Consider the following 25954-nt stretch of genomic DNA (forward strand, 5'->3'; position numbering starts at 1 on the left):
AATTCAGGTAAAAAAAAGCCAGCAATTACGCTGGCTTGAGCTTTCGGGATGAATCAGGAAGCGTCTGCGGCCATTTCGGCGTCATGGGCAATCAGCGAAACCAGAGCGTTTTGCTGACGGTGGGAGAGTTGGCGGAAACGTTGCAGCAGTTCGCGTTCATGCAATGACAGCTCGGGGCTGTCCAGGCGCATGCTCAATTCTTCACCCAACGCGCCTTCCTGAATAAGACTCTGCTCAAGGCGCGCGATGATTTCGGAGTTCATGCTGCGATGATGATTGCGAGCCACCTCGGCAATGCGTTCACGCATTCCGTCTGGCAGACGTACGACGAACTTGTCAGCCGTACGGCTGGAATAAATTGCCTGTTTCAATGGGCGCATATATTTAACCGGTTAGTTCAGGGGAGCGGTTCTCGGGATAGGCCGCAGGATGTCAGATAGGACAAGCACTCCGACCAAATGTTCAACCTGAATTGATAGAGGCGCGCATCATGCCTCAAATTAGCCAGATCATTGGCGTCAATTCTGTGACAAAAATTGATCTGGGTAAAGGCTTAATGCCAGCACCTATTATCAGAAATGCGGACTGGTTTGAAAATAATCCATGAGTCCGTATCGCTGAACCGCGTCCTCTTGCCCGACAGGTGATGCCCGAAGACGCCTGAAGGTGCATGCTATGCGGATTCGATCCTTGTTCCTTACCTTGTACAAGGATAGTGGCAAATGGCCGAAATACTAGTGTGGGCACGTGGCGCGGGATGATTTAAGGATGGATGGCAGGCTGATTTATTTAATGGGGCCTTCGGGATCCGGCAAGGACAGCCTCATCGAAGCCGCTCGCGAGCCGTTGCGCGCAGGTAATTGTGAAGTCGTGCGCCGCGTTATCACGCGGTCGGCAGAATCCGTGGGTGAAGACGCCATCGAGGTTTCCCGCGAAGAGTTCGAGCGACGCAGAGCCAATGGGGATTTTGCATTGTCGTGGCAAGCCAATGGGCTGAGTTACGGTATTCCAGTGCGCATAGAGCAATGGCTCGCGGACGGTCGCGATGTTTTGATCAACGGTTCTCGCGGGCACCTGGCAGAAGCGCAACAACGTTATCCCACGCTATTGCCGGTGCTGTTGACGGTCAAGGATGAAGCCCTGCGCGAGCGTCTGCTACGGCGGGGGCGTGAGAGCCCGGCAGAAATCGAAGCAAGACTGCGCCGTAACAGGCTGTTCATGGCTGACGATTCAATCGGTGATACGCAGATCCGCCGACTCGATAACTCCGGCGACCTTGCTGGCACCGTCGCCAATCTTCTGAAGCTGCTGAGCCTTAGCGCAACACCGGATCGAATTTGATCTTGCGCCCGGCGATCAGCGCCAGCACGAACAGTGCACCGAATACGCCGCAAGCAATCAGGGGCAGGGTGACGACCGTGTCCTGAACCAATGACAGATGAAGGATGCCACTCAGTAAAGCGAGGATGAAAAATCCTGCGGCTGATTTGGACATGCTGTGCTCCTGATGGGGTGATTCAAAATACCAAGCGTTCAAAAGACTGTGTGCGCAGCTGAATAGTCTCCTGGCTCACCTCGTGGCTGACAAAACCGCGTTGATCGCTCGTGACTGCCAACTGCGGTGTTTTTTGCAGTTGCAGGTAATGGGGGATGCGTTGAGCAATCGTCGCAACGTCGTTTTCGGGGAAGAAATTAAAACCCACCAGAACCGCCAAAGCGACCGCGTTTGCGACTAACAGAGCGCTGTTCATGGGGCTGACCTCCTGTGTTCTGTGAGAACAGCCGAAGCAGCCTGCATGCCAAAAGTTTAACGGCTATTAAATCCTTTAAAAACAATGAATTAAGATATTTTTGCAAAATGCCTGCATTGCATTTTGCAATGATGTCATTTTGCAGTTATGCAATTTGCACGGTAAACAAAGCCACGCTACTGTGAGGCGTCTGCCTACACTTAAAAAGCCCTACGGACGACATGACAAAAGCGGGCCTGCCCGTTAACATGCACGCCGTCTATCGCTGCGCATTCCATGCGGAGCGACTTGTGTCTCAGTAGCTCAATTGGATAGAGCATCCCCCTCCTAAGGGGAAGGTTGGCAGTTCGAACCTGCCCTGGGACACCATCTATTTGAAAGCCCCACGCAGAGTGATCTGGTGGGGCTTTTTTGTGACTGTCTGCAACGGTGGATTCAACTCCAGCCCCGCATCAAGCCGTCAGCGTATGGTCACCCTCCCCAAACCAGGTGCGCACCAGATCGGTACCGCTCGTGCCAGTGTTGGCAAGGACCGCCACATCGGCGAAGTTCGTACCATTGGCTGCGCCATCGGCATCCACCTTCACGGTGATGTCGCTGCCGGACTGCGCCAGTTGGACGAAGTCGGACGCCTGGCTGACACCGCTAACGAAGTTGGCGCTGAGCAGTGCAGAGAGGTCGAGCGCGTCACCTTCGGCGAAGTTGTAGTCGAGGATGGTATCCCCGCCTTCAGCCACGTTGAGATAGGCGAACATATCGGCTCCCGCGCCACCGCTGAGCGTGTCCTCCCCGCCACGACCCGCGAGGATGTCATTGCCGTCGCCGCCACTGAGTACGTCCGCCGCCATGCTGCCCACCAGCGTGCCGCTGGATTCGCCGCTGTAACTGACTTGGGTACCGGTCTCGCCGCCGTCGGTGGCCTGGAAGTCATCCACTGTGTAGTGCCCCAGCAAGTTCACCTCGGCCCGATGCGCGCCGTCGTCCACTGTCAGCAGGCCGCCGGTGCCAGAGGCGTTGGCGCTGTAGCTGAGTTGGGTGTTGGCGCCGAAGGCGAGATCGCTGAAGGTCAGCATGTCATCGCTTTCCAGGCCGAGGATGCCGACCAGGGAACCCGCCGCTTCGGCCTGTGCGATCACCAGCGTGCCCGCGCCTTCGCCGTGGAAGGCGACGGACCCGTGTGCAGCGCCGGAAAAGGTCAGGGTCGCGTCGCCGTCGATGGTGGCGCTGCCATTGCCCATTACGTCGGCCAGCAGGCGCAGGTCGCCACCGTTGGCCCACAAGTGGCCGGAGTTATCGACTGTGCTGGCCACCGTCATGCCGCCTTCACCCGTGGACTCCAGCACCCCGCTGTTGGTGATGGTGTGGCTGCCGGTGTCGAGCACCAGGCTGTTCAGCCCGCTGGCCAGGATCAGCCCCGCATTGACCAATACCAACTGCCCGGCGCCCAACTGGCCGGCACCGGAAATGCGGTTGTCGACGTTGGTCAGCACAGTGTCGGCGCTGCCGCCGAAAATAACATTTTGCGCGCTGTCGGATAGCAGTACCTGGCCGCCACCGGTCAAGGTTGCCCCACGGAACAGAATCTCAAGATTGGTCTCGCTGCCGGTGGAGCCGAGTTCGATGGTGCCGCTGTTATGAATGCTGCCACCGAACGGCATGATTGCCCCGTCGGCAATACTGAGAATGCCGGTATTGGTCATGACCGGATCCACATCGAACTGGAAGTTCGCTTCGCTCAAGTCCGCCGCATCGACACCTTTAAGGGTGACCGACTGGCCGGAGCCGATGCTGACCAGCGCATTGCCGTTGGCGTCGTTAGTGATACTCAAATCAGCAAAACCGTTGACGCCCGCGAAGCCGATCAAGTCGATTTTGTCTGCCGTGACATCGAAACTGTAGATCTGGTTGTTGCCGATCGGCTGGGCGAAGACGAACGTGTCGGCACCGGATGAGCCGGTCAGGTTGTCGTCAGCGGACAAGGCGAAAATCGGCGCGCCGGGTACATAGACTTCGATGTTGTTGAACACATAAGCGCTACCGTCGCTGCCGTCACTATTGCTCCAGTACATGTTGACATCAAGCACCAACGCTCCCGTGAAGTCGCTTGGGGTTGTCACAGTCAATGCGCCAGGATCGCTGGTTTGCACGGTCCAGGTGCCGTCTCCATTGTCGGTCCCCGCATTGAATATCCATCCCGAGGGAACACCGCTAATCGACACGGTTATCGGGCCGCTAATATCAGCTGACGGGGTGTTGAGGGCTAAATTGATGGGTTCGCCGGCAACGCCTGCCGGAAGGTTTGCACTGCTCCCGGCAGCACCCGCATTGCCCGCCAGGTCGGTGTAGCTGTTCGCGGTAACGTCGACTTTCACGCTACCGCCCTGCGTTCTGGTCAGCGTTGCCGTGTAGGTGTCGCCGTCTACCTGCGTGAAGTTGCTCCAGGTTCCGCGGGGCGTTCCGCTCGTTGTAGTCACCGTGACGTCCGAAAGGTTGAAGCCGCTCACAACCTCACTGAACTGGAATGTGACCGTCGACGTTGAACCGTTCGAACCCCCTAAGGCCGTCCCCGTCACTGTCACCGTCGGGGCCACGGTATCAACTGGGGTTTCAACTACGTTCTGCACGTTTACCGTAATTGTCTGGGTGTCGGTTCCGCCATTGCCGTCGGCCACCAAAACGTCCACAACATAGGCGTTGTCACCGTCAGCACCACCGACATCCTGGGCATTCTCGTAATCCGGCGCCGAATTGAACGTCAGCACCCCGCTCGAACTGATCGAGAACTTGCTGAAGTCCGTCCCGGCCGTATTCAGGATCGAGTAGCTCAGGGTTTGCGCCGGCAGATCGGCATCGGTCGCGGTCACTGTCGTGACCGTCGTGGTGTTCTCCGCCACGTTGACCGAAGCCGACGCACCACCACCGTTGGAGGTGATCACCGGGGTGTTGTCATTGACGCCCGTCACGCTCACCGCGAGCGCCTGGTCGTCAAACAGCGTGCCATCCGATGCCCGCACGATCACGTCATAGACGTTGTTCGTTCCCGAATCAGTTGGGGACTCAAAGTTGGGCGCAGAGATAAAGCTCAATGCGCCCGTGCCTGAAACGATCGAGAACTTCGCGGCATCTGCTCCCCCGACAATGCTGTAGCTCAGGGTTTGTGCCGGAAGATCAGCATCGCTCGCCACCACGGTCGTAACTACTGTGGTGTTCTCCGCCACGCTGACCGAAGCGGTCGCTCCACCCCCGTTGGAGGTGATCGTCGGGGTGTTGTCGTTGATGCCTGTCACGCTCACCGCGAGCGTTTGGTCGTCGAATAGCGTGCCGTCCGATGCCCGCACAATCACGTCGTAGACGTTGTTCGTTCCTGAATCAGTCGGGGACTCAAAGTTAGGTGCAGAGACAAAGCTCAGCACGCCCGAGCCTGAAACGATCGAGAACTTCGCGGCATCTGCTCCGCCAACGATGCTGTAACTCAGGGTTTGTGCCGGAAGATCAACGTCGGTTGCTACCACCGTCGTAACTGCCGTGGTGTTCTCCGCCACGCTGACCGAGGCCGTCGTACCACCACCGTTGGAGGTGATCGTCGGCGCGTCGTTGCTGCCGTTGATGGTTACCGTCACCGCGGTCGCGGTGCCATCGGCGCTGAGCACGGTGAAGGTGTCGGTCAGGCTGTCACCGACACTGAGTGCGTCGAAGGCCGAGTTGGCGGTATAGCTCCAGTTGCCTGCGGTATTGATGGCGAAGGTTCCGTTGGCGCCGGCGGTGTTGGTCTGGGTGACGAAGGTCGCGGCGCTGTCGATGTCGCTGATGGTCAGGGTACCGTTGGTGGTCAGCGGGGCATTGGTTTCGGTCAGCGTGAGGCTGGCCGAGGACAGCACGGCGGCGTCGTTAGTCCCGGTGATGTTGACGGTGACCGAAGTGAGGGTGCCGTCGGCACTGCTCACGGCGAAGGTGTCGGTGTAGGTGGTGCCGGCGGCGAACTCGTTGTGGGCGCTATCGGCGACGTAGGTCCAGGCACCATTGGTGCCGATGGAGAACTGGCCGTAGCTGCCGTCGGTGTTGGACTGGGCGACGAAGGTTGCGGCACTGTCGACATCGCTGATGGTCAGGTTGCCGCTGGTGGAGATGTCGACTGCGGCATTGGTCTCGATGAGGTTGGCGATGTCGGCGGACAACACGGCGGCGTCGTTAGTCCCGGTGATGTGCACGGTGACCGAGGTGAGGGTGCCATCGGCGCTGCTCACCGCGAAGGTGTCGGTGTAGGTGGTGCCGGCGGCGAACTCGTTGTGGGCGGAATCGGCGACGTAGCTCCAGGCACCATTAGTGCCGATGGAGAACTGGCCGTAACTGCCGTCGGTGTTGGACTGGGCGACGAAGGTTGCGGCACTGTCGACATCGCTGATGGTCAAGGTGCCGTTGGTGGAGATGTCGACGGCGGCATTGGTCTCGGTCAGGGTGACGCTGGCCGAGGACAGGACGGCGGCGTCGTTTGTGCCGGTGATGTGCACGGTGACCGAGGTGAGGGTGCCATCGGCGCTGCTCACGGCGAAGGTGTCGGTGTAGGTGGTGCCGGCGGCGAACTCGTTGTGCGCCGAGTCGGCGACATAGCTCCAGGCCCCATCGGTGCCGATGGAGAACTGGCCGTAACTGCCGTCGGTGTTGGACTGGGCGACGAAGGTTGCGGCACTGTCGACATCGCTGATAGTCAGCGTGCCGTTGGTGCTCAGCGGGGCATCGGTTTCGGTGAGGTTGATGCTGGCCGAGGACAGCACGGCGGCGTCGTTAGTCCCGGTGATGTTGACGGTGACCGAAGTGAGGGTGCCGTCGGCACTGCTCACGGCGAAGGTGTCGGTGTAGGTGGTGCCGGCGGCGAACTCGTTGTGGGCGCTATCGGCGACGTAGGTCCAGGCACCATTGGTGCCGATGGAGAACTGGCCGTAGCTGCCGTCGGTGTTGGACTGGGCGACGAAGGTTGCGGCACTGTCGACATCGCTGATGGTCAGGTTGCCGCTGGTGGAGATGTCGACTGCGGCATTGGTCTCGATGAGGTTGGCGATGTCGGCGGACAACACGGCGGCGTCGTTAGTCCCGGTGATGTGCACGGTGACCGAGGTGAGGGTGCCATCGGCGCTGCTCACCGCGAAGGTGTCGGTGTAGGTGGTGCCGGCGGCGAACTCGTTGTGGGCGGAATCGGCGACGTAGCTCCAGGCACCATTAGTGCCGATGGAGAACTGGCCGTAACTGCCGTCGGTGTTGGACTGGGCGACGAAGGTTGCGGCACTGTCGACATCGCTGATGGTCAAGGTGCCGTTGGTGGAGATGTCGACGGCGGCATTGGTCTCGGTCAGGGTGACGCTGGCCGAGGACAGGACGGCGGCGTCGTTTGTGCCGGTGATGTTCACGGTGACCGAGGTGAGGGTGCCATCGGCGCTGCTCACGGCGAAGGTGTCGGTGTAGGTGGTGCCGGCGGCGAACTCGTTGTGCGCCGAGTCGGCGACATAGCTCCAGGCGCCATCGGTGCCGATGGAGAACTGGCCGTAACTGCCGTCGGTATTGGACTGCGCGACGACGGTTGCGGCGCTGTCGACGTCGCTGATGCTTAGCGTGCCGCTGGTGCTCAGCGGCGCATCGGTTTCGGTGAGGTTGATGCTGGCCGAGGACAACACGGCGGCGTCGTTAGTCCCGGTGATGTGCACGGTGACCGAGGTGAGGGTGCCGTCGGCGCTGCTTACGGCGAAGGTGTCGGTGTAAGTGGTGCCGGCGACGAACTCGTTGTGCGCGGAGTCGGCGACATAGCTCCAGGCCCCATCGGTGCCGATGGAGAACTGGCCGTAACTGCCGTCGGTGTTGGACTGGGCGACGAAGGTTGCGGCACTGTCGACATCGCTGATAGTCAGCGTGCCGTTGGTGCTCAGCGGGGCATCGGTTTCGGTGAGGTTGATGCTGGCCGAGGACAGCACGGCGGCGTCGTTAGTCCCGGTGATGTTGACGGTGACCGAAGTGAGGGTGCCGTCGGCACTGCTCACGGCGAAGGTGTCGGTGTAGGTGGTGCCGGCGGCGAACTCGTTGTGCGCGGAGTCGGCGACATAGCTCCAGGCGCCATCGGTGCCGATGGAGAACTGGCCATAGCTGCCGTCGGTGCCAGACTGGGCGACGAAGGTCGCGGCACTGTCGACGTCGCTGATGGTCAGCGTACCGCTGGTGGAGATGTCGACGGCGGCATTGGTCTCGATGAGGTTCACGATGTCGGCGGACAGAACGGCGGCGTCGTTTGTCCCGGTGATGTGCACGGTGACCGAAGTGAGGGTGCCGTCGGCGCTGCTCACCGCGAAGGTGTCGGTGTAGGTGGTGCCGGCGGCGAACTCGTTGTGGGCGCTATCGGCGACGTAGGTCCAGGCCCCATTGGTGCCGATGGAGAACTGGCCGTAACTGCCGTCGGTGTTGGACTGGGCGACGAAGGTTGCAGCGCTGTCGATGTCGCTGATGGTCAGGGTGCCGTTGGTGGTCAGCGGGGCATTGGTTTCGGTCAGCGTGACGTTGGCCGAGGACAGCACGGCCGTATCGTTAGTGCCGGTGACGGTGACGGTCACCAACTGAGTGTCCACGCCGCCGAGGCCATCGCTGACCTGCACGGTGAACACTTCGTCATGACTTTCGCCAGCCCCCAGCGACTGCACCGCACTGGCGACACCATCGGTGCCATTGGCCAGGGTGTACGTCCATTTGCCGGTGTTGTCGACTGCGATTGAGCCATAGGTGCCTGAAGCCGAGCCATTGATTGTCCAAGTTGCCGTGGCAGCATGATCGATGTCGGCCGAGCTGAACTGGCCGCTCATGCTGAGCATGGTGTCTTCCTGCACGGCGCCGGCATCGTTGCCTGTCGCGAAGCTGAGCACCGGCGCATCGTTAGTGCCGCTGACGGTGACGGTCACCAACTGAGTGTCCACGCCTCCGAGGCCATCGCTGATCTGCACGCTGAACACTTCATCGTGACTTTCTCCCGCCTTCAGCGACTGCACCGCGCTGGCAATGCCATCGGTGCCATTGGCGAGGGTGTACGTCCATTGGCCAGTGCTATCCACCGCGATCGAGCCGTAGGTGCCGGTATTCGTACCCGCAATGCTCCAAGTTGCCGTGGCAGCATGATCGATGTCGGCCGAGCTGAACTGGCCGCTGACGCTGAGCGCGGTGTCTTCCTGCACCGCGCCGGCATCGTTGCCTGTCGCGAAGCTGAGCACCGGCGCATCGTTAGTGCCGGTGACGGTGACGGTCACCAGTTGAGTGTCCACGCCGCCGAGGCCATCGCTGACCTGCACGGTGAACACTTCGTCATGACTTTCGCCAGCCCCCAGTGACTGCACCGCACTGGCGACACCATCGGTGCCATTGGCCAGGGTGTACGTCCATTTGCCGGTGTTGTCGACTGCGATTGAGCCATAGGTGCCTGAAGCCGAGCCATTGATTGTCCAAGTTGCCGTGGCAGCATGATCGATGTCGGCCGAGCTGAACTGGCCGCTCATGCTGAGCATGGTGTCTTCCTGCACGGCGCCGGCATCGTTGCCTGTCGCGAAGCTGAGCACCGGCGCATCGTTAGTGCCGCTGACGGTGACGGTCACCAACTGAGTGTCCACGCCGCCGAGGCCATCGCTGACCTGCACGGTGAACACTTCATCGTGACTTTCGCCAGCCCCCAGCGACTGCACCGCACTGGCGACGCCATCGGTGCCATTGGCCAAGGTGTACGTCCATTTTCCAGTGCTATCCACCGCGATCGAACCGTAGATGCCGGTATTCGTACCGGCAATGCTCCAGGTGGCCGTGGCAGCATGATCGATGTCGGCCGAGCTGAACTGGCCGCTGACGCTGAGCATGGTGTCTTCCTGCACCGCGCCGGCATCATTGCCTGTCGCGAAGCTGAGCACCGGCGCATCGTTAGTGCCGCTGACGGTGATGGTCACCAGTTGAGTGTCCACGCCGCCGAGGCCATCGCTGACCTGCACGCTGAACACTTCATCGTGACTTTCTCCCGCCTTCAGCGACTGCACCGCGCTGGCAATGCCATCGGTGCCATTGGCGAGGGTGTACGTCCATTGGCCAGTGCTATCCACCGCGATCGAGCCGTAGGTGCCGGTATTCGTACCCGCAATGCTCCAAGTTGCCGTAGCAGCATGATCGATATCAGCCGAGCTGAACTGGCCGCTGACGCTGAGCGCGGTGTCTTCCTGCACCGCGCCGGCATTGTTGCCCGTTGCGAAGCTGAGCACCGGCGCATCATTAGTGCCGCTGACGGTGACGGTCACCAACTGAGTGTCTACGCCGCCGAGGCCATCGCTGACCTGCACGCTGAACACTTCATCGTGACTTTCTCCCGCCTTCAGCGACTGCACCGCGCTGGCAATGCCATCGGTGCCATTGGCCAGGGTGTAAGTCCATTTGCCGGTGTTGTCGACTGCGATTGAGCCATAGGTGCCTGAAGCCGAGCCATTGATTGTCCAGGTGGCCGTAGCAGCATGATCGATATCAGCCGAGCTGAACTGGCCGCTGACGCTGAGCGCGGTGTCTTCCTGCACCGCGCCGGCATTGTTGCCCGTTGCGAAGCTGAGCACCGGCGCATCATTAGTGCCGCTGACGGTGACGGTCACCAACTGAGTGTCTACGCCGCCGAGGCCATCGCTGACCTGCACGCTGAACACTTCATCGTGACTTTCTCCCGCCTTCAGCGACTGCACCGCGCTGGCAATGCCATCGGTGCCATTGGCCAGGGTGTAAGTCCATTTGCCGGTGTTGTCGACTGCGATTGAGCCATAGGTGCCTGAAGCCGAGCCATTGATTGTCCAGGTGGCCGTAGCAGCATGATCGATATCAGCCGAGCTGAACTGACCGCTGACGCTAAACGCGGTGTCTTCCTGCACCGCGCCGGCATCGTTGCCTGTCGCGAAGCTGAGCACCGGCGCGTCGTTAGTACCGCTGACGGTGACGGTCACCAACTGAGTGTCCACGCCTCCGAGGCCATCGCTGACCTGCACGCTGAACACTTCATCGTGACTTTCTCCCGCCCCCAGCGACTGCACCGCACTGGCAATGCCATCGGTGCCATTGACGAGGGTGTACGTCCATTGGCCAGTGCTATCCACCGCGATCGAACCGTAGATGCCGGTATTCGTACCGGCAATGCTCCAGGTGGCCGTAGCAGCATGATCGATATCAGCCGAGCTGAACTGACCGCTGACGCTAAACGCGGTGTCTTCCTGCACCGCGCCGGCATCGTTGCCTGTCGCGAAGCTGAGTACCGGCACGTCGTTAGTGCCGCTGACGGAGACGGTCACCAGTTGAGTGTCCACGCCGCCGAGGCCATCGCTGACCTGCACGCTGAACACTTCATCGTGACTTTCGCCAGCCCCCAGCGACTGCACCGCACTGGCGACACCATCGGTGCCATTGGCGAGGGTGTACGTCCATTGGCCAGTGCTATCCACCGCGATCGAACCGTAGATGCCCGAAGCCGAGCCATTGATTGTCCAGGTGGCCGTAGCAGCATGATCGATATCAGCCGAGCTGAACTGACCGTTGACGCTGAGCGCGGTGTCTTCCTGTACCGCACCGGCATCATTGCCTGTCGCGAAGCTGAGCACCGGCGCATCGTTAGTGCCGGTTATAGTGATGGTGACGGTCTGCGTCGCCGAGGCAGCATTAGCCGCGCCGCTGTCGTCGGTCGCAACTACCGCGTACGAGAAGGTGATGGTTTCACCCGCACCGAGGAAGTCGAGGTTCTGATTGCTGCTGTAGTCCCAGCTGTTCTGGTCGACCGAGAAACCAGCCACCAGTGCCGAGGCCACACCAACATTGAGCACGCCGCCGCTCCAGGCGATATCGCCGTTGGTGGTCTGCGACACGGTCACCGTGTCGGTGCTGTCCAGATCGGCGAAGCTCAGTGCGCCGCTGTCGCTCAGGGTGGCCGTGCCGTTGCCTTCGCTCATCGCACCGGTAGTGTCGGCAATCGTCAGGGTTGGTTGGTCGTTGGTGCCGGTAATCGTGATGGTCACGGTCTGCACCGCGCCGTCGCCGATCGCCACGTTATAGGTTTGGGTGACAATCTGGCCTTCGCCGAGGAACTGCAACGCGGTGTTGTTCACCGCGAAGTTCCAGCCCAGCGAACCGCTGCCCGTACCGGTGCTGTCGCTCAGTGGATTGGTGGTGAAGCTGCCCAGATAACCGGAAGCGCCCGGCGTGACAGTGACGCTATGGGTGTCGATCAGGTCGACGTCGGTGAAGGCGATGCTGCCGCTGGCTGTGTAGTCGCCACTGTCTTCCTTGGCATCGCCGGCTTGCACGCCGCTGGTGATCTGCACTTGGTCATTAGTGCCGACGATGGTGATGGTCACGGTCTGCACCGCGCCGTCGCCGATCGCCACGTTATAGGTTTGGGTGACGTTCTGGCCTTCGCCGAGGAACTGCAGGGCGGTGTTGTTCACCGCGAAGTTCCAGCCCAGCGAGCCACTGCCCGTGCCGGTGCTGTCGCTCAGTGGATTAGTGGTGAAGCTGCCCAGATAGCCGGAAGCGCCCGGCGTGACAGTGACGCTGTGAGTGTCGATCAGATCAACGTCGGTGAAGGTGATGCTGCCATTGGCTGCGTAGTCGCCGCTGTCTTCCTTGGCATCGCCGGCCTGTACGCCGCTGGTGATCTGTACCTGGTCGTTGGTGCCGGTAATCGTAATGGTCACGGTCTGCACCGCGCCGTCGCCAATCGTCACGTTATAGGTTTGGGTGACGCTCTGGCCTTCGCCGAGGAACTGCAGGGCTGAGTTGTTCACCGCGAAGCTCCAACCCAGCGAGCCACTGCCCGTGCCGGTGCTGTCGCTCAGTGGATTAGTGGTGAAGCTGCCCAAATAGCCGGAAGCGCCCTGCGTGACGGTGACGCTGTGGGTGTCGATCAGGTCGGCGTCGGTGAAGGTGATGCTGCCGCTGGCCGCGTAGTCGCCGCTGTCTTCTTTGGCATCGCCGGCCTGCACGCCGCTGGTGATCTGTACCTGATCGTTGATGCCGGTAATGGTGATGGTCACGGTCTGCACCGCGCCGTCGCCGATCGCCACGTTATAGGTTTGGGTGACAATCTGGCCTTCGCCGAGGAACTGCAGGGCTGAGTTGTTCACCGCGAAGTTCCAGCCCAGCGAACCGCTGCCTGTACCGGTGCTGTCGCTCAGGGGATTGGTGGTGAAACTGCCCAGATAGCCGGAAGCGCCCTGCGTGACGGTGACGCTGTGGGTGTCGATCAGGTCGGCGTCGGTGAAGGTGATGCTGCCGCTGGCCGCGTAGTCGCCGCTGTCTTCTTTGGCATCGCCGGCTTGCACGCCGCTGGTAATCTGCACCTGATCGTTGGTGCCGGTGATGGAGACAGTCACATTCTGTGTGGTTGACGAACCATGCCCATCATTGATGGTGACCACATAGGTTTCAGTAACTGTCTGCCCCTGAGCCAGGTATTGGGCTGCCGCATTATTCAGGGTGTAAGTCCAGTTAACGGTGCCGTTGGCTGCGTTGGCCCCTTCAGCTACCGATGCAAGGGTGAAGTTGCCCAGCGCTGTGGCATTGCCTCCCGCAGCGACGAAAGAGGCGGTATGCGTGTCACTCAGGTCAACATCGCTAAAGGCAATAGTGCCCGTCGTGCTCAGCGAGTCGGTCGTGCTCGGCGTCGTGCTCGCATCTTCGGTTACCGTGCCAGCCTGAACGCCGATGTTCATCGTCACACTGTCATTCATGCCAGCGAACTGCACCTGCGCAGTGGCCCAGCTAAGCGTGCCGTTGCCGAGACGAATCGCATAGGTAAAGCTGTCCGTCAGGGACCCTCCAGCAGCAAGCGATTGGAGTTGTGCCTTGAAAGCAGTCGACAACGTTGCGGCGTCGTAGCCGACCTTGCCATCCGACGTAATCCAGATTTTTGCCCCGTTGAAACTGGTGTCAGTACTCGTCGCCTCGATTCTGCCAGTGTCCTGGATCAGGAGATCGGCCGGCGCATAAACCTTGGTGGCAGTAGAAAGACTGGTCGCGTTATCGAGTGACCAAAGTGTCTTTGCGTTGCCGCCGAGATCATTGGACATGACGTCCAGGTACACGACCCCCAGCAGGTCTTCAGTGATGGCCGCGCTGCCCGCGCCAATAACACCGGTCGTGAAAATGTCGTCCTGCGCCTGCGGAGTGTTGGAAAACGAAGTAACGGTGCCGCCGCTGGTAGTTGTGGTGGTAGCCATGTCTTTCTCCCGAAAATGCCAATTTTTTATTTTTAGAATCGCTTGGGACTGCTAACAGGACGACGTCCCGTTCTTGCACCGCTCAGGTAGTTCAGGAGTGGTGCGAGGCGGCGGCCGGACATCGTCGGCCTGACGGGCCGGGCGCTGCCGGCAGAGGCGCGCGGGTATTGCGCAGATGGAAAAGTTCGTCGCGCTTGAGGAGCGGATCGCAGGACAGGTCGGGCGAATGTGAGCCCGAGGCTGGTGCTGCGCTGCACATGGCACGCAATAGACTGAGAGCACCCATGTGGCAGGGACTCCTGAAATAATGGCTGGATGAGGCCGTGTTTTGAGGTAGCACTGACCCAGGGATACGGCCTTTCCTGATATCAGTTTGATGTGTGTTTAGTTGGGGGGTCAGGCTTTGTAAAGGTGTTAACCGCAGCTAACAGTGCGACGTGCCAATATTCCGACAGGCGGGTATTTAGGTGTCAATATTACGTCGATTTGTTTTTGGCGAAGGGGGCGGGGAAGGGCCATGAATACTCGACACAGACGCGGCTCTAATGGGCTGAAACCCAAGTGGCGCGCGGGCTGGCTGAATCGTGTCGGCCCTGAAACTCCATAAAATCTCAGCATTCAGCTGTTAAAAACGCCCGCCAAGGCATTTGCTTTGGCGGGATTTTTTACCCCAGAACCACCCGACGACTTACGTGAAGAGCCTGTCATGACAGCCAAATGCGCAAATGCACTCCCGTCGCTTCAAGGGAACGCGACTACTGGCCGATAACCCGAACGGTCGTTGTCATTTTTATCTCTGGCGGCCGGCAATGGTCATCACGGGTTTATGCGAAATTGCTTGATAGCCTATGGCCTCCCGCTATCATCTGCGCGCCAAAAAAGGCCGCGAAGCTGAGCTCGCCCCGTGTCGTTGCCTTTGGGTTGTTCTTCTTAAATTGCCTGGAAATCTTCGATGCTGTCGTATCACCAAAAGAGTTTTTTGATCGTCGATGATTTCTCGGATTTCCGCAGTTCCGTCAGGTCCATGCTGCGGGAGCTGGGCGTCAAGGACGTCGACACCGCCGATACCGGTGAACAGGCGCTGCGCATGTGCTCGCAGAAGTCCTACGACTTCATCCTGCAGGACTTCCACTTGGGCGATGGCAAGAAGAACGGTCAGCAGGTGCTCGAAGACCTGATGATCGAGAAGCTGATCAGCCATGAAAGTGTGTTTGTCATGGTCACCGCCGAAACCAGTCAGGCCATGGTGCTCAGCGCACTGGAGCACGAGCCTGATGCTTACCTGACAAAGCCGTTCAACCGTTCCGGCCTGGCCCAGCGTCTGGAGCGTCTGGAACAGCGCAAGACCTTGCTTAAACCGATCCTGCAAGCCCTTGACCGGGGTAAACCGGTTGAAGTGCTCAATGCCTGCATCGCCCTGTGCAAACAAGACATTCGTTATTCGCCGCTGTGCCTGCGTTACCGCGCCGATGCGTTGCGCGACTTGAACCAGAACGAAGCGCTAGAGCGCCTGTACGACAGCATCATTGCTGATCGACCTTTGCCTTGGGCGTTTGCCGGGTTGGGCCAGTTGCTGTTCAAGCGCGGCCAGATCGGCCAGGCCAAAGGCATTTACGAAAAAGCCCTGAAAGTCTTCCCGATGATGCCGGCGCTCTACGACGGCATGGCCGATGTGCTGGTCGCCGAAGGCGATACCAAGGGGGCGCAGAGAGTCTTGGAAGAGGCTATTCGCCTGTCGCCGCTGGCGGTGCGCCGGCAGGCATTGCTGGGCAAACTGGCGATGGCCAACGAGGATTTCGATACTGCCTCCAAAGCTTATCGTCAGGCTGTGTCTCAAGGGGCGCAGTCGCGTTTCAAGGATGCGGAAAGCAACCTCGGCCTGGCCCATGCCTTGATCAGCAAAGGCAGTGAGAAGGGCCTGGACACCCGGACCCGTCTCGAAATCAACACGACGCTGAGTGCGGTGGCGAAGGAAAACCCTTCCGACCCCGGCCTGCAAATTCGCGCGCGCCTGATGAAAGCCACCAGCCTGCTGCTCAACGATGCCGAAACCGCCGAGAAGCTCACCGAGCAGGCGATGATGCGCCTCGATGGCATGGAGCAGTTCATGAGCGCCGAAGCGGCGCTGCTGGTGGCCAAGCAGCTGCAAATGCTCGGGCAGGCGGATGCCGGCGCTTCGATGCTGAAGAATTGTGCGGAGATCTACGGCGACGACCCGACGGTGATGAAAGGCATCGCCAAGCTGACCGACGACCCGACCATCCTCAACTCCGGCAACGCGGCCGCCGACCTCAACCGTCAGGGCGTGCGGGTGTACAAGACCGGCAACCTGGTGGAAGCCCGGGATGTGTTTCGCAAAGCTCTGGCACTGCAACCGAAGAACATCAGTATTGCCCTGAACATGGCGCAATCGTTGCTGCATGGCACCGACACCAGCGTACCGTCGGCCGAACTGGAAGAGTGTCGCGCCTGCCTGAAAACCGTCGGCCTGATGCCCGATACCGACGCGCGTTATCCGCGCTACCAGAAACTGAAAATCAAGGCGTTCGGCGAATGATAGACAGCGAACCGTCACTCGACTTCTCCACGGTGATTGCCTCCACCGTGCATGACATGAAGAACTCTCTGACCATGCTGATGCAGGCGCACAGCCAATGGCTGGCACGCTTGCCCGATCCCGAGCAGCACACCCCCGAGCAGGGCGTAATCGACTTCGAGTTTGCCCACCTCAATGGCATGCTGGTGCAGTTGCTGGGGCTGTACAAACTCGGCGTCAACCAGATGCCGTTGCAACCGGCCTACCATGAGCTGGATGATTTCATTGAAGCGCAACTGGCGGCTCACCAAGAAGTATTCGCCAGCCGCGGCATCATCGCGACGTATGAAGTGGACCCGTTGAGCCCGCTGGGTTTCTTCGACCGTGAGCTGATTGCCTCGGTGCTCGCCAATTGCATCAACAACGCCATTCGTTACGCCCGCCATGCCTTGTTGATTAGCGTCAGCGATGAGGCCGGGCAATTGGTGCTGACCATTAATGACGATGGTGAGGGTTACCCGCCCGAGATGATCGAGCGTCAAGCCGATTACGTGCAGGGCATCAACCACAGCAGTGGCAGCACCGGCCTGGGCCTGTACTTTGCCGGGCGGATTGCCGCGTTGCATCAGCGCAATGGTGTCGGCGGACGCACCGAAATCAGTAATGGCGGCCCGTTGGGCGGCGGTGTGTTCAGCCTCTATCTCCCCTGAATGACACAACCCCTTCGGTTGTTCCCACAGGATTGCGCCTTTTTGTTTGACGCTGCTTGATATTCCGAACAGCCGGAGCCTATTTTGTACGAGTCGCCGTTCGCGGCTCGTACAACAACAAGGATTGCGTCATGACAACCGATGGCCATCGTTCACTCGCGCAGCGATTGACGGGCATTGATGAGATTGAATGTGTCACGCCGGACCTGAACGGCGTACCACGCGGCAAGGTGATGACCGCCGAAGGATTTCTTGAAGGGCGGCGTTTGCAGATGGCGCGGGGAGTGCTGCTGCAATGCATCATGGGCGGTTATCCGCCAGCGCGCTTTTACGGCAGTGATGATGGCGACCTGGCGTTGGTGCCTGATCCCGCGCAGATCCACCGCTTGCCCTGGAGCTCGCAGCCTCGGGCGCTGGCCATTTGCGATGCGCACGAGCTGACTGGCGAGAGCTCGCCATTGTCGACCCGCGGCCAACTCAAGGCCGTGATCGCTCGATACGCCGCTCTCGGTCTGGCGCCCGTGGTGGCGACCGAGCTGGAATTCTTCGTCTTCGCGCCCAACCCTGACCCGACGCAACCCTTCCAGCCACCACTGGGCCTGGACGGTCGTCGCGAGGACGGTCATTCGGCGTTCAGCATCAGTTCCAATAACGGCTTGCGGCCGTTCTTCAATGAAGTCTACGAATGCATGGCGGCGCTGGGCTTGCCGCGCGATACCTTCATGCACGAGATGGGCGTCAGCCAGTTCGAGATCAACCTGCTGCACGGTGATCCGCTACTGTTGGCCGACCAGACTTTGTTGTTCAAGCATCTGCTCAAAGAAGTGGCGCTCAAGCATGGCCTGACCGTGGTTTGCATGGCCAAGCCGTTGGCTCATACGCCGGGCAGCTCGATGCATATTCACCAGAGCATCGTCGAGATTGGCACCGGGCGTAACGTATTCAGCGACAAGGCCGGTGAGCCGACCGCGACCTTCCGTCATTTCATCGGTGGTCAGCAGGCCGGGCTGGCGGATTTCACCGCGCTGTTTGCGCCGAACGTGAACTCTTATCAGCGCCTGTGCCATCCTTTCGCATCGCCGAATAATGCCTGCTGGTCCCACGACAATCGCGCGGCCGGGCTGCGCATTCCGGCCAGTTCACCGGTCGCTCGTCGGGTCGAAAACCGCTTGCCGGGGGCCGATGCCAATCCGTATCTGGCGATCGCCGCGAGTCTGGCCGCGGGGTTGTATGGCATCGAGAACAAACTGGAGCCGAGCGAGCCGATCCAGGGTGAGTTCGTTGTGCCGGATAATCTTTCGTTGCCGTGTACCTTGCATGCCGCTCTCGAACGTCTGAAACGTAGCCAATTGGCCAAGGAACTGTTCGGCAAGGAGTTCATCGAAGGCTACATCGCTTCGAAGACCATGGAGTTGACCAGCTTCTTTGATGAAATTACTCCCTGGGAACGGCGTGTTCTAGCAGCCCAGGCCTGACGACCCGTCGCCGTCGGGCTATCGTTTGTCGATAGTCCGATACTCACTGCAAGGAGCCGCTCGGAACGCCGATGCGCCAAATCTTGAAATCTTTCCGGGGGCTTTATTTCGCCTCGCTGATGATGTTGATCGGCTCGGGCCTGTTGAGTACTTACCTTGCCCTGCGCCTGGCAGCCGATAAAGTCGACAGCCTGTGGGTCGGTGCGTTGATGGCCGCCAACTATTTCGGCCTGGTGCTAGGCGGCAAGATCGGCCACCGGCTGATTGCCCGGGTCGGGCATATTCGAGCTTATTCAGCCTGCGCCGGGATCGTCGGCGCGGCGGTGCTGGGTCATGGCCTGGTGGACTGGCTGCCCGCGTGGCTGTTCCTGCGGGTGATCGTCGGCCTGGGCATGATGTGCCAATACATGGTGATCGAAAGTTGGCTCAATGAGCAGGCAGAAGCCAATAAGCGTGGGGTCGTGTTCAGCGGCTACATGATCGCCTCGTACCTGGGGCTGGTATTGGGTCAGCTGATTCTGGTCATGCACCCGGGCCTGGGCCTGGAATTGCTGATGCTGGTCGCGCTGTGTTTCGCCCTGTGCCTTGTGCCGGTAGCCCTGACACGGCGGATTCACCCGGCGCCTTTGCACCCGGCGCCGATGGAACCACGGTTCTTCATCAAGCGCGTGCCGCAGTCATTGAGTACGGTGTTGGGGTCGGGTTTGATCGTCGGTTCGTTCTACGGTCTGGCGCCGCTGTATGCCTCGCAGCAAGGGTTATCGACCGAACAGGTCGGTCTGTTCATGGGTAGCTGCATTTTTGCAGGGCTGGTGGTGCAGTGGCCGTTGGGTTGGCTGTCGGACCGCTATGACCGGGCGCTGTTGATCCGCTGTTTCGCGTTTAGCCTGGCGCTGGCAGCGTTGCCCCTGGCAATCATGCGGCAAGTGCCGCTGGAGGTGCTGTTCATCGCCGGGTTTTTCTGTTCGCTGGTGCAGTTCTGTCTGTACCCGTTGGCGGTGGCGTTCTCCAACGACCATGTCGAGGGTGATCGCAGGGTGTCGCTGACGGCGATGCTGCTGGTGACCTACGGTGTAGGCGCGAGTATCGGGCCGCTGGTGGCCGGGGTGTTGATGAAGCTGTTCGGCAGTCAGATGCTCTATGCCTTCTTCAGTTTTTTCGCCTTGGTGCTGGTATGGCGAATTCGTCCGAAAGCGGTTACCAACCTGCATCAGGTGGACGATGCTCCGCTGCATCACGTGGCCATGCCGGACAGCATGTCGAGTTCACCACTGGTCGCTTGCCTTGACCCGCGAGTCGATGAGCAGGTGGTGCAGGATCAGATGCAGAATCCGGTCAACCCTGAGGCTGACTTCAATCCGGATGCCGAGCCGGAAACCGAAGCTGCAACAGATTCGGAATCGTCAGACCCTGACGCGGGTCGCGAGCAAAGTTTTACCGAAGCAAGGCCTTGATCAAGGCATAAAAAAAACGGGCAGTCACCGCAAGGGACTGCCCGTTTTTTTATGGGAGCGACGTATCAGAAGTCGTCTTTATCGAAGCGCCGCGCTTCGCGCTGAAGCTGATAGACGAACCGCTCGACCTGGCGCTGCACCAGGCCGCTCATGTTGTGAAAACGCACGCCGGCAAAAGTGGTGTTGATCTTTTCTTCGAAGTGCAGGTAACGCAACTCGACCGGTGCCGTCATGTTGCCGAAGGGCAGGGCCGCAACGAAGCGGTCATAGACCTGGCCCAGTTGTAGCTTGGCGGTGATGTCGCCCTCGAAGCGCAACTTGCAGCCGGTGGCGGAGATGTCCAGCAGTTTGCCGTTGATGGGCGACTTGAGTTTGTCGCCCCCCAGTTCGACATTGACCAGTTGTGCCAGCTTCAACGCAGCGCGAAAAGCATTGCGGCGCTGGTGGTAAACCACCTCATCGGGCAGCGCGCCACGGTAGCAGCGGCCATCGCCGGATTCGTCGATGGTCAGCGGGCCATTGCTTTCCCAGGCGATGCGTACACCGTCGTGGAAGCCTTCGACCTTGAACGGTTCGCCAGCCAGCAGATAGCGTTCGCCGTCGCGCGGGATCATTTCGTCCAGGGCGATCATCTTGCTGTCACGGTCGATGTCCACCAGATAACTCTGGAAGCGCTGGCTGCGCTCATGGAACGTGATGATCAGCGGGTCATGGCTGTCTTGCAGCTGACGCAGATTGCCGGAGATTTCCAGGGGCGTGGTGAGCACCTTGGGTGGCTGCGGAGCATCTTCCGCGCTTAAGGCATTGGACACGGGGTATCAATCTCCAGACAAATATGGCTACTGGCCGGCATTCTGCCAGCATGTTTCGCGTCTTGATAGAGCGGGCTCATTGAAAGGCTCAAGCCTGACTGAGCGGACGTGGTTTTGCGAGTTTGGAGGTTGAACCGCGGGCATCGTAGAGCGCTGGTGGCTCGCCGCCGGTGAGGATTTTCAGCTGGTTGGCCGTGGCGGCCTGCTGCACCAGAATCGACTGGCCATTGTTGACATTGGCGGCCTGACACTGGGCCAGGAGGTCGGTCAGCACGTCGCTCTGTGCCAGCAACTGGTCACCGATGCTCGAATGGCTGGCAAGTTGCTCCAGGCCCTGGCGATTGGTCGGCAGGTTGAGGCTGGCGAGGATTTCACTGCGTTTGCGGCCATGCTGCTCAAGCAAAATGATCAATGCCTGTTTCTGCGCCAGAATCTCTTCGAGCAGTGGCATGTCGCGACCATGCAACGCGAGGGACTCGGTTTGCAGCAGCTCCAGCAGGTGTTGCGCCGGTGCAAAGTCGTCGATGATCAGTTGCAGTAAATTAGTGTCGTGCATGGCTGGCCTTGGGTTTTAAGCGTCCAAAAGCCGGCGCGGGCCGTGGCCTAGCGCTGGGCTTCGAAGTTGAGCAGTTTGCTGGCTACACGGTTGCTGTCGACTTTATAGCTGCCATCGGCAATCGCTGCTTTCAACTCGGCCACGCGGGCTTTGTCGAGTGCAGGCTGATCGCGCAGCTTGTCAGTGACCTTCTGCAACTGTTGAGCCTCATTGCTGAGGTGTACCGATTCCCCGCTTTTGGTGGTACTGGCCTGTTCGGCCGGGGTATTCAGCGGCGCGGATTGGCCGGCTTCGGCGGTTTCCTTCGCAGCGCTGGTACGTGTACTGCCCGTAAGTGACGAGGAGCTGTTTAAACGACTGAAATCGATGACCATGACAAAAAACCTCTGGGTATTTGGACGCTTGCCATGTTTTCGGCTCTTCCCCGGAAAACTTTAGGCCCATTTATCAATGAGCTTGCATGCGCCAGCGCGTGTTCCGCATGCGGCACAGTTTAGGGAACAGCCAGGCTACGCGCCATATATTCACGAACAGAGATTCCCTACATAGCTACTTCCACCTGGCCGGGCGCGGTGACTTGCGCCTTGATGACCCGCTGGGAGTTAAGGTTCTTCACGCGAATCTGTTCGCTCATGCCGCCATTGGACAGCGCTTCACCCGGCATACGTACACTGAGCGTACCACTGCGGGCGGTAATCACCACCTGATCGCCCTTGCGAATGACTTCCGCCTGTTCGAGGTGCACCAGGGTAATGACCTGATCGGCGACCATTGGTCGGGTAAGTTTCTGTCCGATCGCCTGATCCACGGAGGTCAGAAAACCCTGATTTATCAGGCTGATATCACGCTCGCGCAGGGTCACGTCCTGAGACTCGATAATCCCTGTGCGCTTGAGGGGGCGGGTGGTGGTCACGATGTCGCGAAACAGCCGTACTTGAGCGGGTACGAAGACTGTCCAGGGGGAGGCGCCCTCGCAGCGAACCTTGACCGTGACCCGGCCCAGAGGCCTGGCGGGGCTCTCGAGGGTGGCTGTCAATTCCTTGTCGCACATGGGCATGCGCAGGCGTGGATCGAGCTGGTTGACCTCGATCTCGTAGCGTCCTTGTGTTTGACTCGTGGCCAGATAGTCTTCTACGGTGAATTCAAGAAAGCCCTGAGTGACGCCGATAAGCATGTCAGGCAAGGTAACCGCGTCAGCAAGGGCAGGGCTGCCAGCGTTGAACAGGCAAACGGCCGACATCACGCAGAGCAATCTGCGGCAGGTTGATGTCAGGCGTCGGAAAAATGTCGGTTCTGTGTTCATGAGAGTTAAAAAGCAAGCGCCGTGCCGTTTAGTGATGAATGTGCGTCGCAACACACTTAGCGTTGGTGTAGGAGTCTGGCATGGCTGGTGTAATGGATTCGGTGAACCAGCGCACGCAACTGGTAGGGCAGAATCGCCTTGAGCTGTTGTTGTTCCGTCTCGACGGCCAGCAGCTGTATGGGATCAACGTATTCAAGGTTCGTGAGGTGCTGCAATGCCCCAAGCTGACCCTGATGCCCAAGTCCAGTCCTGTCGTGTGCGGTGTGGCAAATATTCGGGGGGCGACCATTCCGATTCTGGATCTGGCGATGGCGACCGGTTCCGGAGCGCTGAAAGATCAAAGCAATCCCTTCGTGATCATCACGGAGTACAACACCAAGACCCAGGGTTTCCTGGTGCGCTCGGTGGAGCGCATCGTCAATATGAACTGGGAAGAGATTCATCCGCCACCCAAGGGCACCGGGCGCGATCACTACCTGACGGCTGTGACTCGGGTCGACAATCAGTTAGTCGAAATCATTGACGTCGAGAAGGTGCTGGCGGAAGTGGCACCGACACCGGAAGCGATTTCGGTGGGCGTGGTGGATGTCGAGACTCAGCACAAGGCGTTGTCCTTGCGCGTGTTGACGGTCGATGATTCATCGGTGGCGCGCAAGCAAGTCACGCGTTGTCTGCAAACGATCGGCGTCGAAGTGGTGGCGTTGAACGACGGTCGGCAAGCGCTGGATTACCTGCGCAAGCTGGTCGATGAGGGCAAGAAGCCGGAAGACGAGTTCCTGATGATGATCTCCGACATCGAAATGCCGGAGATGGACGGGTACACCCTGACGGCCGAGATCCGCGCCGACCCGCGCATGCAAAAGCTTCATATCATCCTGCACACTTCGTTGTCGGGTGTGTTCAATCAGGCGATGGTCAAGAAAGTCGGTGCCGATGACTTCCTGGCCAAGTTCCGTCCTGATGACTTGGCATCCCGGGTGGTCGACCGGATCAAAGCAGCAGATATCAGCTAGGGGCGTTTTGCCCCTGGCGGTCAACACGATTTAAGAGGCCGCATCATTGTCTACGGGTAATTTGGATTTCGAACAGTTCCGGGTCTTCCTGGAAAAAGCCTGTGGCATTTTGCTCGGTGAGAACAAGCAATACCTGGTCTCGAGCCGTCTCAACAAACTGATGGAACAGCAGGGCATCAAATCGCTGGGTGAATTGGTTCAGCGCATCCAGACCCAACCGCGCAGCGGTTTGCGCGAGCTGGTGGTGGATGCCATGACCACCAACGAAACCCTGTGGTTTCGTGACACCTATCCGTTTGAAGTCTTGAAGAACAAGGTATTGCCTGAGTCGATCAAGGCAAGCCCCGGACAGCGCCTGCGGATCTGGTCGGCGGCGTGTTCGTCGGGTCAGGAACCGTATTCGCTGTCGATGTCCATCGATGAGTTCGAGCGGGTCAACATGGGCCAGTTGAAGATGGGCGTGCAGATCGTTGCCACGGATCTGTCCGGCACCATGCTGACCAACTGCAAGACCGGTGAATACGACAGCCTGGCCATCGGCCGCGGTCTGTCGCCCGAGCGCCTTCAGCGTTACTTCGACCCGAAAGGGCCGGGACGCTGGGCCATCAAGGCACCGATCAAGAGTCGCGTGGAATTTCGTTCGTTCAACCTGCTCGACAGCTACGCAAGCCTGGGCAAGTTCGACATCGTGTTTTGCCGCAACGTGCTGATCTACTTCTCCGCCGAGGTGAAGAAAGACATCCTGTTGCGCATCCACAGCACGCTCAAGCCCGGCGGCTATCTGTTCCTTGGCGCGTCCGAAGCGCTGAACGGTTTGCCGGATCATTATCAAATGGTCCAGTGCAGCCCGGGGATCATTTACAAGGCGAAGTGATTCGTTGCTTCATCAAAAAACGGGAGTCCTCAGGGGCTCCCGTTTTTTTGTGCCTGTAATTATCTCTCAAAATCACCACAACCCCTGTGGGAGCGGGCTTGCCCGCGATAGCGTCGTATCAGTCGACATCAATTTGATTTGTTACACCGCAATCGCGGGCAAGCCCGCTCCCACAGGGTCAGTTGTTGTTCTGGCGATTGGTGATAAGCGGCAGAAAAGCGGCAGGCGGCGGAAATCGGTTGCCGCTTTTCTGGCATTGCCGCCTTGCCACCGCGCGCAAAGCCCCGGTTTACGGGCTTTTTTGAATTGGCACGCCGCTTGCTATGTCCATCGTACGAAAAATCAGGTCACCCGAAGGTTTCCCGACATGAGCATCAGCTTCGATAAAGCGCTCGGTATCCACGAACAAGCCTTGGGCTTTCGCGCCCAGCGTGCCGAAGTCCTGGCCAACAACATCACCAACGCCGACACCCCGAACTACAAGGCTCGGGATCTGGACTTCTCGAAAGTGCTCGCCGAGCAGAACGAGAAAACCAAAAACGGCAAGTTCGCCTTGAACATGACCAACAGCCGTCACATCGAAGCTGAAGGCATGGGTAATGGCGACGAGTCGCTGATGTATCGCACGCCGATGCAACCGTCGATCGACCAGAACACCGTGGACGCCCAGCTGGAACAGTCGAACTACGCGGAAAACGCGGTCAACTTCCAGGCCAGCTTCACCCTGCTCAACAGTAAATTCAAAGGGCTGGTGTCAGCCCTGCGCGGAGAGTAATCCATGTCCCTATCCAGTGTTTTCAACATTGCCGGTAGCGGCATGAGTGCTCAGACCACGCGCTTGAACACCGTCGCCTCGAACATCGCCAACGCCGAGACCGTCTCGTCGAGCATCGACCAGACCTACCGTGCCCGTCACCCGGTGTTCGCCACCATGTTCCAGGGCGGCCAGAGCGGCGGCAGCGATTCGCTGTTCCAGAACCAGGACGCGGCCGGTCAAGGCGTGCAAGTGCTGGGCGTGGTCGAAGACCAGAGCAACCTTGAAGCGCGCTATGAGCCGAACCATCCGGCTGCCGATGCCAAGGGCTACGTCTACTACCCGAACGTCAATGTCGTCGAAGAAATGGCCGACATGATTTCCGCGAGCCGTTCGTTCCAGACCAACGCCGAAATGATGAACACCGCCAAAACCATGATGCAGAAGGTCCTGACCCTCGGTCAGTGATAA

Annotated in this window: 17 protein-coding genes and 1 tRNA gene; 10 read left to right on the top strand and 8 right to left on the bottom strand. The window is 59.5% G+C overall.

Features of this window, described 5'->3' with window-relative positions:
- Positions 1-53: 53 nt before the first annotated feature.
- The gene (locus AB3226_RS22105) at positions 54-380 is read right to left on the bottom strand and encodes an Arc family DNA-binding protein (protein WP_003178899.1); all 327 of its coding nucleotides are present in this window, start codon (positions 378-380) and stop codon (positions 54-56) included.
- 388 nt (positions 381-768) lie between these two features.
- On the opposite strand from AB3226_RS22105, the gene phnN reads away from it, so the two are divergent.
- Complete coding sequence (phnN, locus tag AB3226_RS22110) at positions 769-1341, top strand: phosphonate metabolism protein/1,5-bisphosphokinase (PRPP-forming) PhnN (protein ID WP_367375831.1); 573 nt, start codon at positions 769-771, stop codon at positions 1339-1341.
- On the opposite strand, the gene AB3226_RS22115 is transcribed toward phnN, so the two are convergent.
- Positions 1316-1495 (bottom strand): PA3371 family protein, encoded by a 180-nt coding sequence (locus AB3226_RS22115; protein ID WP_007904756.1) that lies wholly within the window; start codon positions 1493-1495, stop codon positions 1316-1318. The two genes, phnN and AB3226_RS22115, sit on opposite strands and share 26 nt — an antisense overlap.
- Before the next feature lie 22 nt (positions 1496-1517).
- A complete protein-coding gene (locus AB3226_RS22120) occupies positions 1518-1751 on the bottom strand; it encodes a hypothetical protein (RefSeq protein ID WP_367374606.1) in 234 nt (77 codons plus the stop codon).
- Positions 1752-2043: 292 nt separating this feature from the next.
- On the opposite strand from AB3226_RS22120, the gene AB3226_RS22125 reads away from it, so the two are divergent.
- Positions 2044-2120: transfer RNA gene (locus tag AB3226_RS22125), tRNA-Arg, on the top strand.
- An 83-nt stretch (positions 2121-2203) separates the two neighbouring features.
- On the opposite strand, the gene AB3226_RS22130 is transcribed toward AB3226_RS22125, so the two are convergent.
- Entirely contained in the window at positions 2204-13996 is an 11793-nt protein-coding gene (locus AB3226_RS22130; RefSeq protein WP_367374607.1) for a VCBS domain-containing protein, read from the bottom strand.
- Positions 13997-14948: 952 nt separating this feature from the next.
- Here AB3226_RS22130 and AB3226_RS22135 point away from each other — a divergent pair.
- The 4 genes from AB3226_RS22135 to AB3226_RS22150 all read left to right on the top strand — a co-directional run bounded on the left by AB3226_RS22135 (position 14949) and on the right by AB3226_RS22150 (position 20171).
- A complete protein-coding gene (locus AB3226_RS22135) occupies positions 14949-16553 on the top strand; it encodes a response regulator (protein ID WP_367374608.1) in 1605 nt (534 codons plus the stop codon).
- Complete coding sequence (locus AB3226_RS22140) at positions 16550-17242, top strand: sensor histidine kinase (protein WP_367374609.1); 693 nt, start codon at positions 16550-16552, stop codon at positions 17240-17242. Before AB3226_RS22135 ends, AB3226_RS22140 begins: the two co-directional genes overlap by 4 nt.
- 233 nt (positions 17243-17475) lie before the next feature.
- The gene (locus AB3226_RS22145) at positions 17476-18717 is read left to right on the top strand and encodes a glutamine synthetase family protein (RefSeq protein WP_367375832.1); all 1242 of its coding nucleotides are present in this window, start codon (positions 17476-17478) and stop codon (positions 18715-18717) included.
- Between the two features lie 71 nt (positions 18718-18788).
- The gene (locus AB3226_RS22150) at positions 18789-20171 is read left to right on the top strand and encodes an MFS transporter (protein ID WP_367374610.1); all 1383 of its coding nucleotides are present in this window, start codon (positions 18789-18791) and stop codon (positions 20169-20171) included.
- 65 nt (positions 20172-20236) lie between these two features.
- Here AB3226_RS22150 and AB3226_RS22155 read toward each other — a convergent pair whose 3' ends face one another.
- The 4 genes from AB3226_RS22155 to flgA all read right to left on the bottom strand — a co-directional run bounded on the left by AB3226_RS22155 (position 20237) and on the right by flgA (position 22842).
- The gene (locus AB3226_RS22155; RefSeq protein ID WP_367374611.1) at positions 20237-20983 is read right to left on the bottom strand and encodes a flagellar brake protein; all 747 of its coding nucleotides are present in this window, start codon (positions 20981-20983) and stop codon (positions 20237-20239) included.
- A gap of 88 nt (positions 20984-21071) precedes the next feature.
- Positions 21072-21539: a flagella synthesis protein FlgN gene (locus AB3226_RS22160; RefSeq protein WP_008071798.1), complete on the bottom strand. Its 468-nt coding sequence runs from the start codon at positions 21537-21539 to the stop codon at positions 21072-21074.
- A 47-nt stretch (positions 21540-21586) separates the two neighbouring features.
- Positions 21587-21913, bottom strand: coding sequence for a flagellar biosynthesis anti-sigma factor FlgM (gene flgM / locus AB3226_RS22165; RefSeq protein ID WP_367374612.1), 327 nt, complete (start codon positions 21911-21913; stop codon positions 21587-21589).
- Between the two features lie 167 nt (positions 21914-22080).
- Complete coding sequence (gene flgA / locus AB3226_RS22170; RefSeq protein WP_367374613.1) at positions 22081-22842, bottom strand: flagellar basal body P-ring formation chaperone FlgA; 762 nt, start codon at positions 22840-22842, stop codon at positions 22081-22083.
- Between the two features lie 80 nt (positions 22843-22922).
- Here flgA and AB3226_RS22175 point away from each other — a divergent pair, with 80 nt between their 5' ends.
- From AB3226_RS22175 to flgC, 4 genes are all read left to right on the top strand, one after another.
- Positions 22923-23855: a chemotaxis protein CheV gene (locus AB3226_RS22175; RefSeq protein WP_095051642.1), complete on the top strand. Its 933-nt coding sequence runs from the start codon at positions 22923-22925 to the stop codon at positions 23853-23855.
- A gap of 46 nt (positions 23856-23901) precedes the next feature.
- Entirely contained in the window at positions 23902-24729 is an 828-nt protein-coding gene (gene cheR / locus AB3226_RS22180; RefSeq protein WP_367374614.1) for a protein-glutamate O-methyltransferase CheR, read from the top strand.
- A gap of 367 nt (positions 24730-25096) precedes the next feature.
- On the top strand, positions 25097-25504 hold the full coding sequence (gene flgB / locus AB3226_RS22185; protein WP_008071783.1) for a flagellar basal body rod protein FlgB: 408 nt from the start codon (positions 25097-25099) through the stop codon (positions 25502-25504).
- Positions 25505-25507: 3 nt separating this feature from the next.
- On the top strand, positions 25508-25951 hold the full coding sequence (flgC, locus tag AB3226_RS22190) for a flagellar basal body rod protein FlgC (protein WP_007937507.1): 444 nt from the start codon (positions 25508-25510) through the stop codon (positions 25949-25951).
- The last annotated feature ends 3 nt before the right edge of the window (positions 25952-25954 follow it).

The organism is Pseudomonas lini (assembly GCF_964063345.1).
Taxonomy (GTDB): domain Bacteria; phylum Pseudomonadota; class Gammaproteobacteria; order Pseudomonadales; family Pseudomonadaceae; genus Aquipseudomonas; species Aquipseudomonas lini_B.

Coding starts and splice junctions, on each gene's coding strand:
- AB3226_RS22160 (WP_008071798.1), bottom strand. CDS start 21,539: ATGCACGACACTAATTTACTGCAACTGATCATCGACGACTTTGCACCG.
- AB3226_RS22175 (WP_095051642.1), top strand. CDS start 22,923: ATGGCTGGTGTAATGGATTCGGTGAACCAGCGCACGCAACTGGTAGGG.
- phnN (WP_367375831.1), top strand. CDS start 769: ATGGATGGCAGGCTGATTTATTTAATGGGGCCTTCGGGATCCGGCAAG.
- flgA (WP_367374613.1), bottom strand. CDS start 22,842: ATGAACACAGAACCGACATTTTTCCGACGCCTGACATCAACCTGCCGC.
- flgM (WP_367374612.1), bottom strand. CDS start 21,913: ATGGTCATCGATTTCAGTCGTTTAAACAGCTCCTCGTCACTTACGGGC.
- flgC (WP_007937507.1), top strand. CDS start 25,508: ATGTCCCTATCCAGTGTTTTCAACATTGCCGGTAGCGGCATGAGTGCT.
- AB3226_RS22135 (WP_367374608.1), top strand. CDS start 14,949: ATGCTGTCGTATCACCAAAAGAGTTTTTTGATCGTCGATGATTTCTCG.
- AB3226_RS22145 (WP_367375832.1), top strand. CDS start 17,476: ATGACCGCCGAAGGATTTCTTGAAGGGCGGCGTTTGCAGATGGCGCGG.
- AB3226_RS22115 (WP_007904756.1), bottom strand. CDS start 1,495: ATGTCCAAATCAGCCGCAGGATTTTTCATCCTCGCTTTACTGAGTGGC.
- AB3226_RS22105 (WP_003178899.1), bottom strand. CDS start 380: ATGCGCCCATTGAAACAGGCAATTTATTCCAGCCGTACGGCTGACAAG.
- flgB (WP_008071783.1), top strand. CDS start 25,097: ATGAGCATCAGCTTCGATAAAGCGCTCGGTATCCACGAACAAGCCTTG.
- AB3226_RS22130 (WP_367374607.1), bottom strand. CDS start 13,996: ATGGCTACCACCACAACTACCAGCGGCGGCACCGTTACTTCGTTTTCC.
- AB3226_RS22140 (WP_367374609.1), top strand. CDS start 16,550: ATGATAGACAGCGAACCGTCACTCGACTTCTCCACGGTGATTGCCTCC.
- AB3226_RS22120 (WP_367374606.1), bottom strand. CDS start 1,751: ATGAACAGCGCTCTGTTAGTCGCAAACGCGGTCGCTTTGGCGGTTCTG.
- AB3226_RS22150 (WP_367374610.1), top strand. CDS start 18,789: ATGCGCCAAATCTTGAAATCTTTCCGGGGGCTTTATTTCGCCTCGCTG.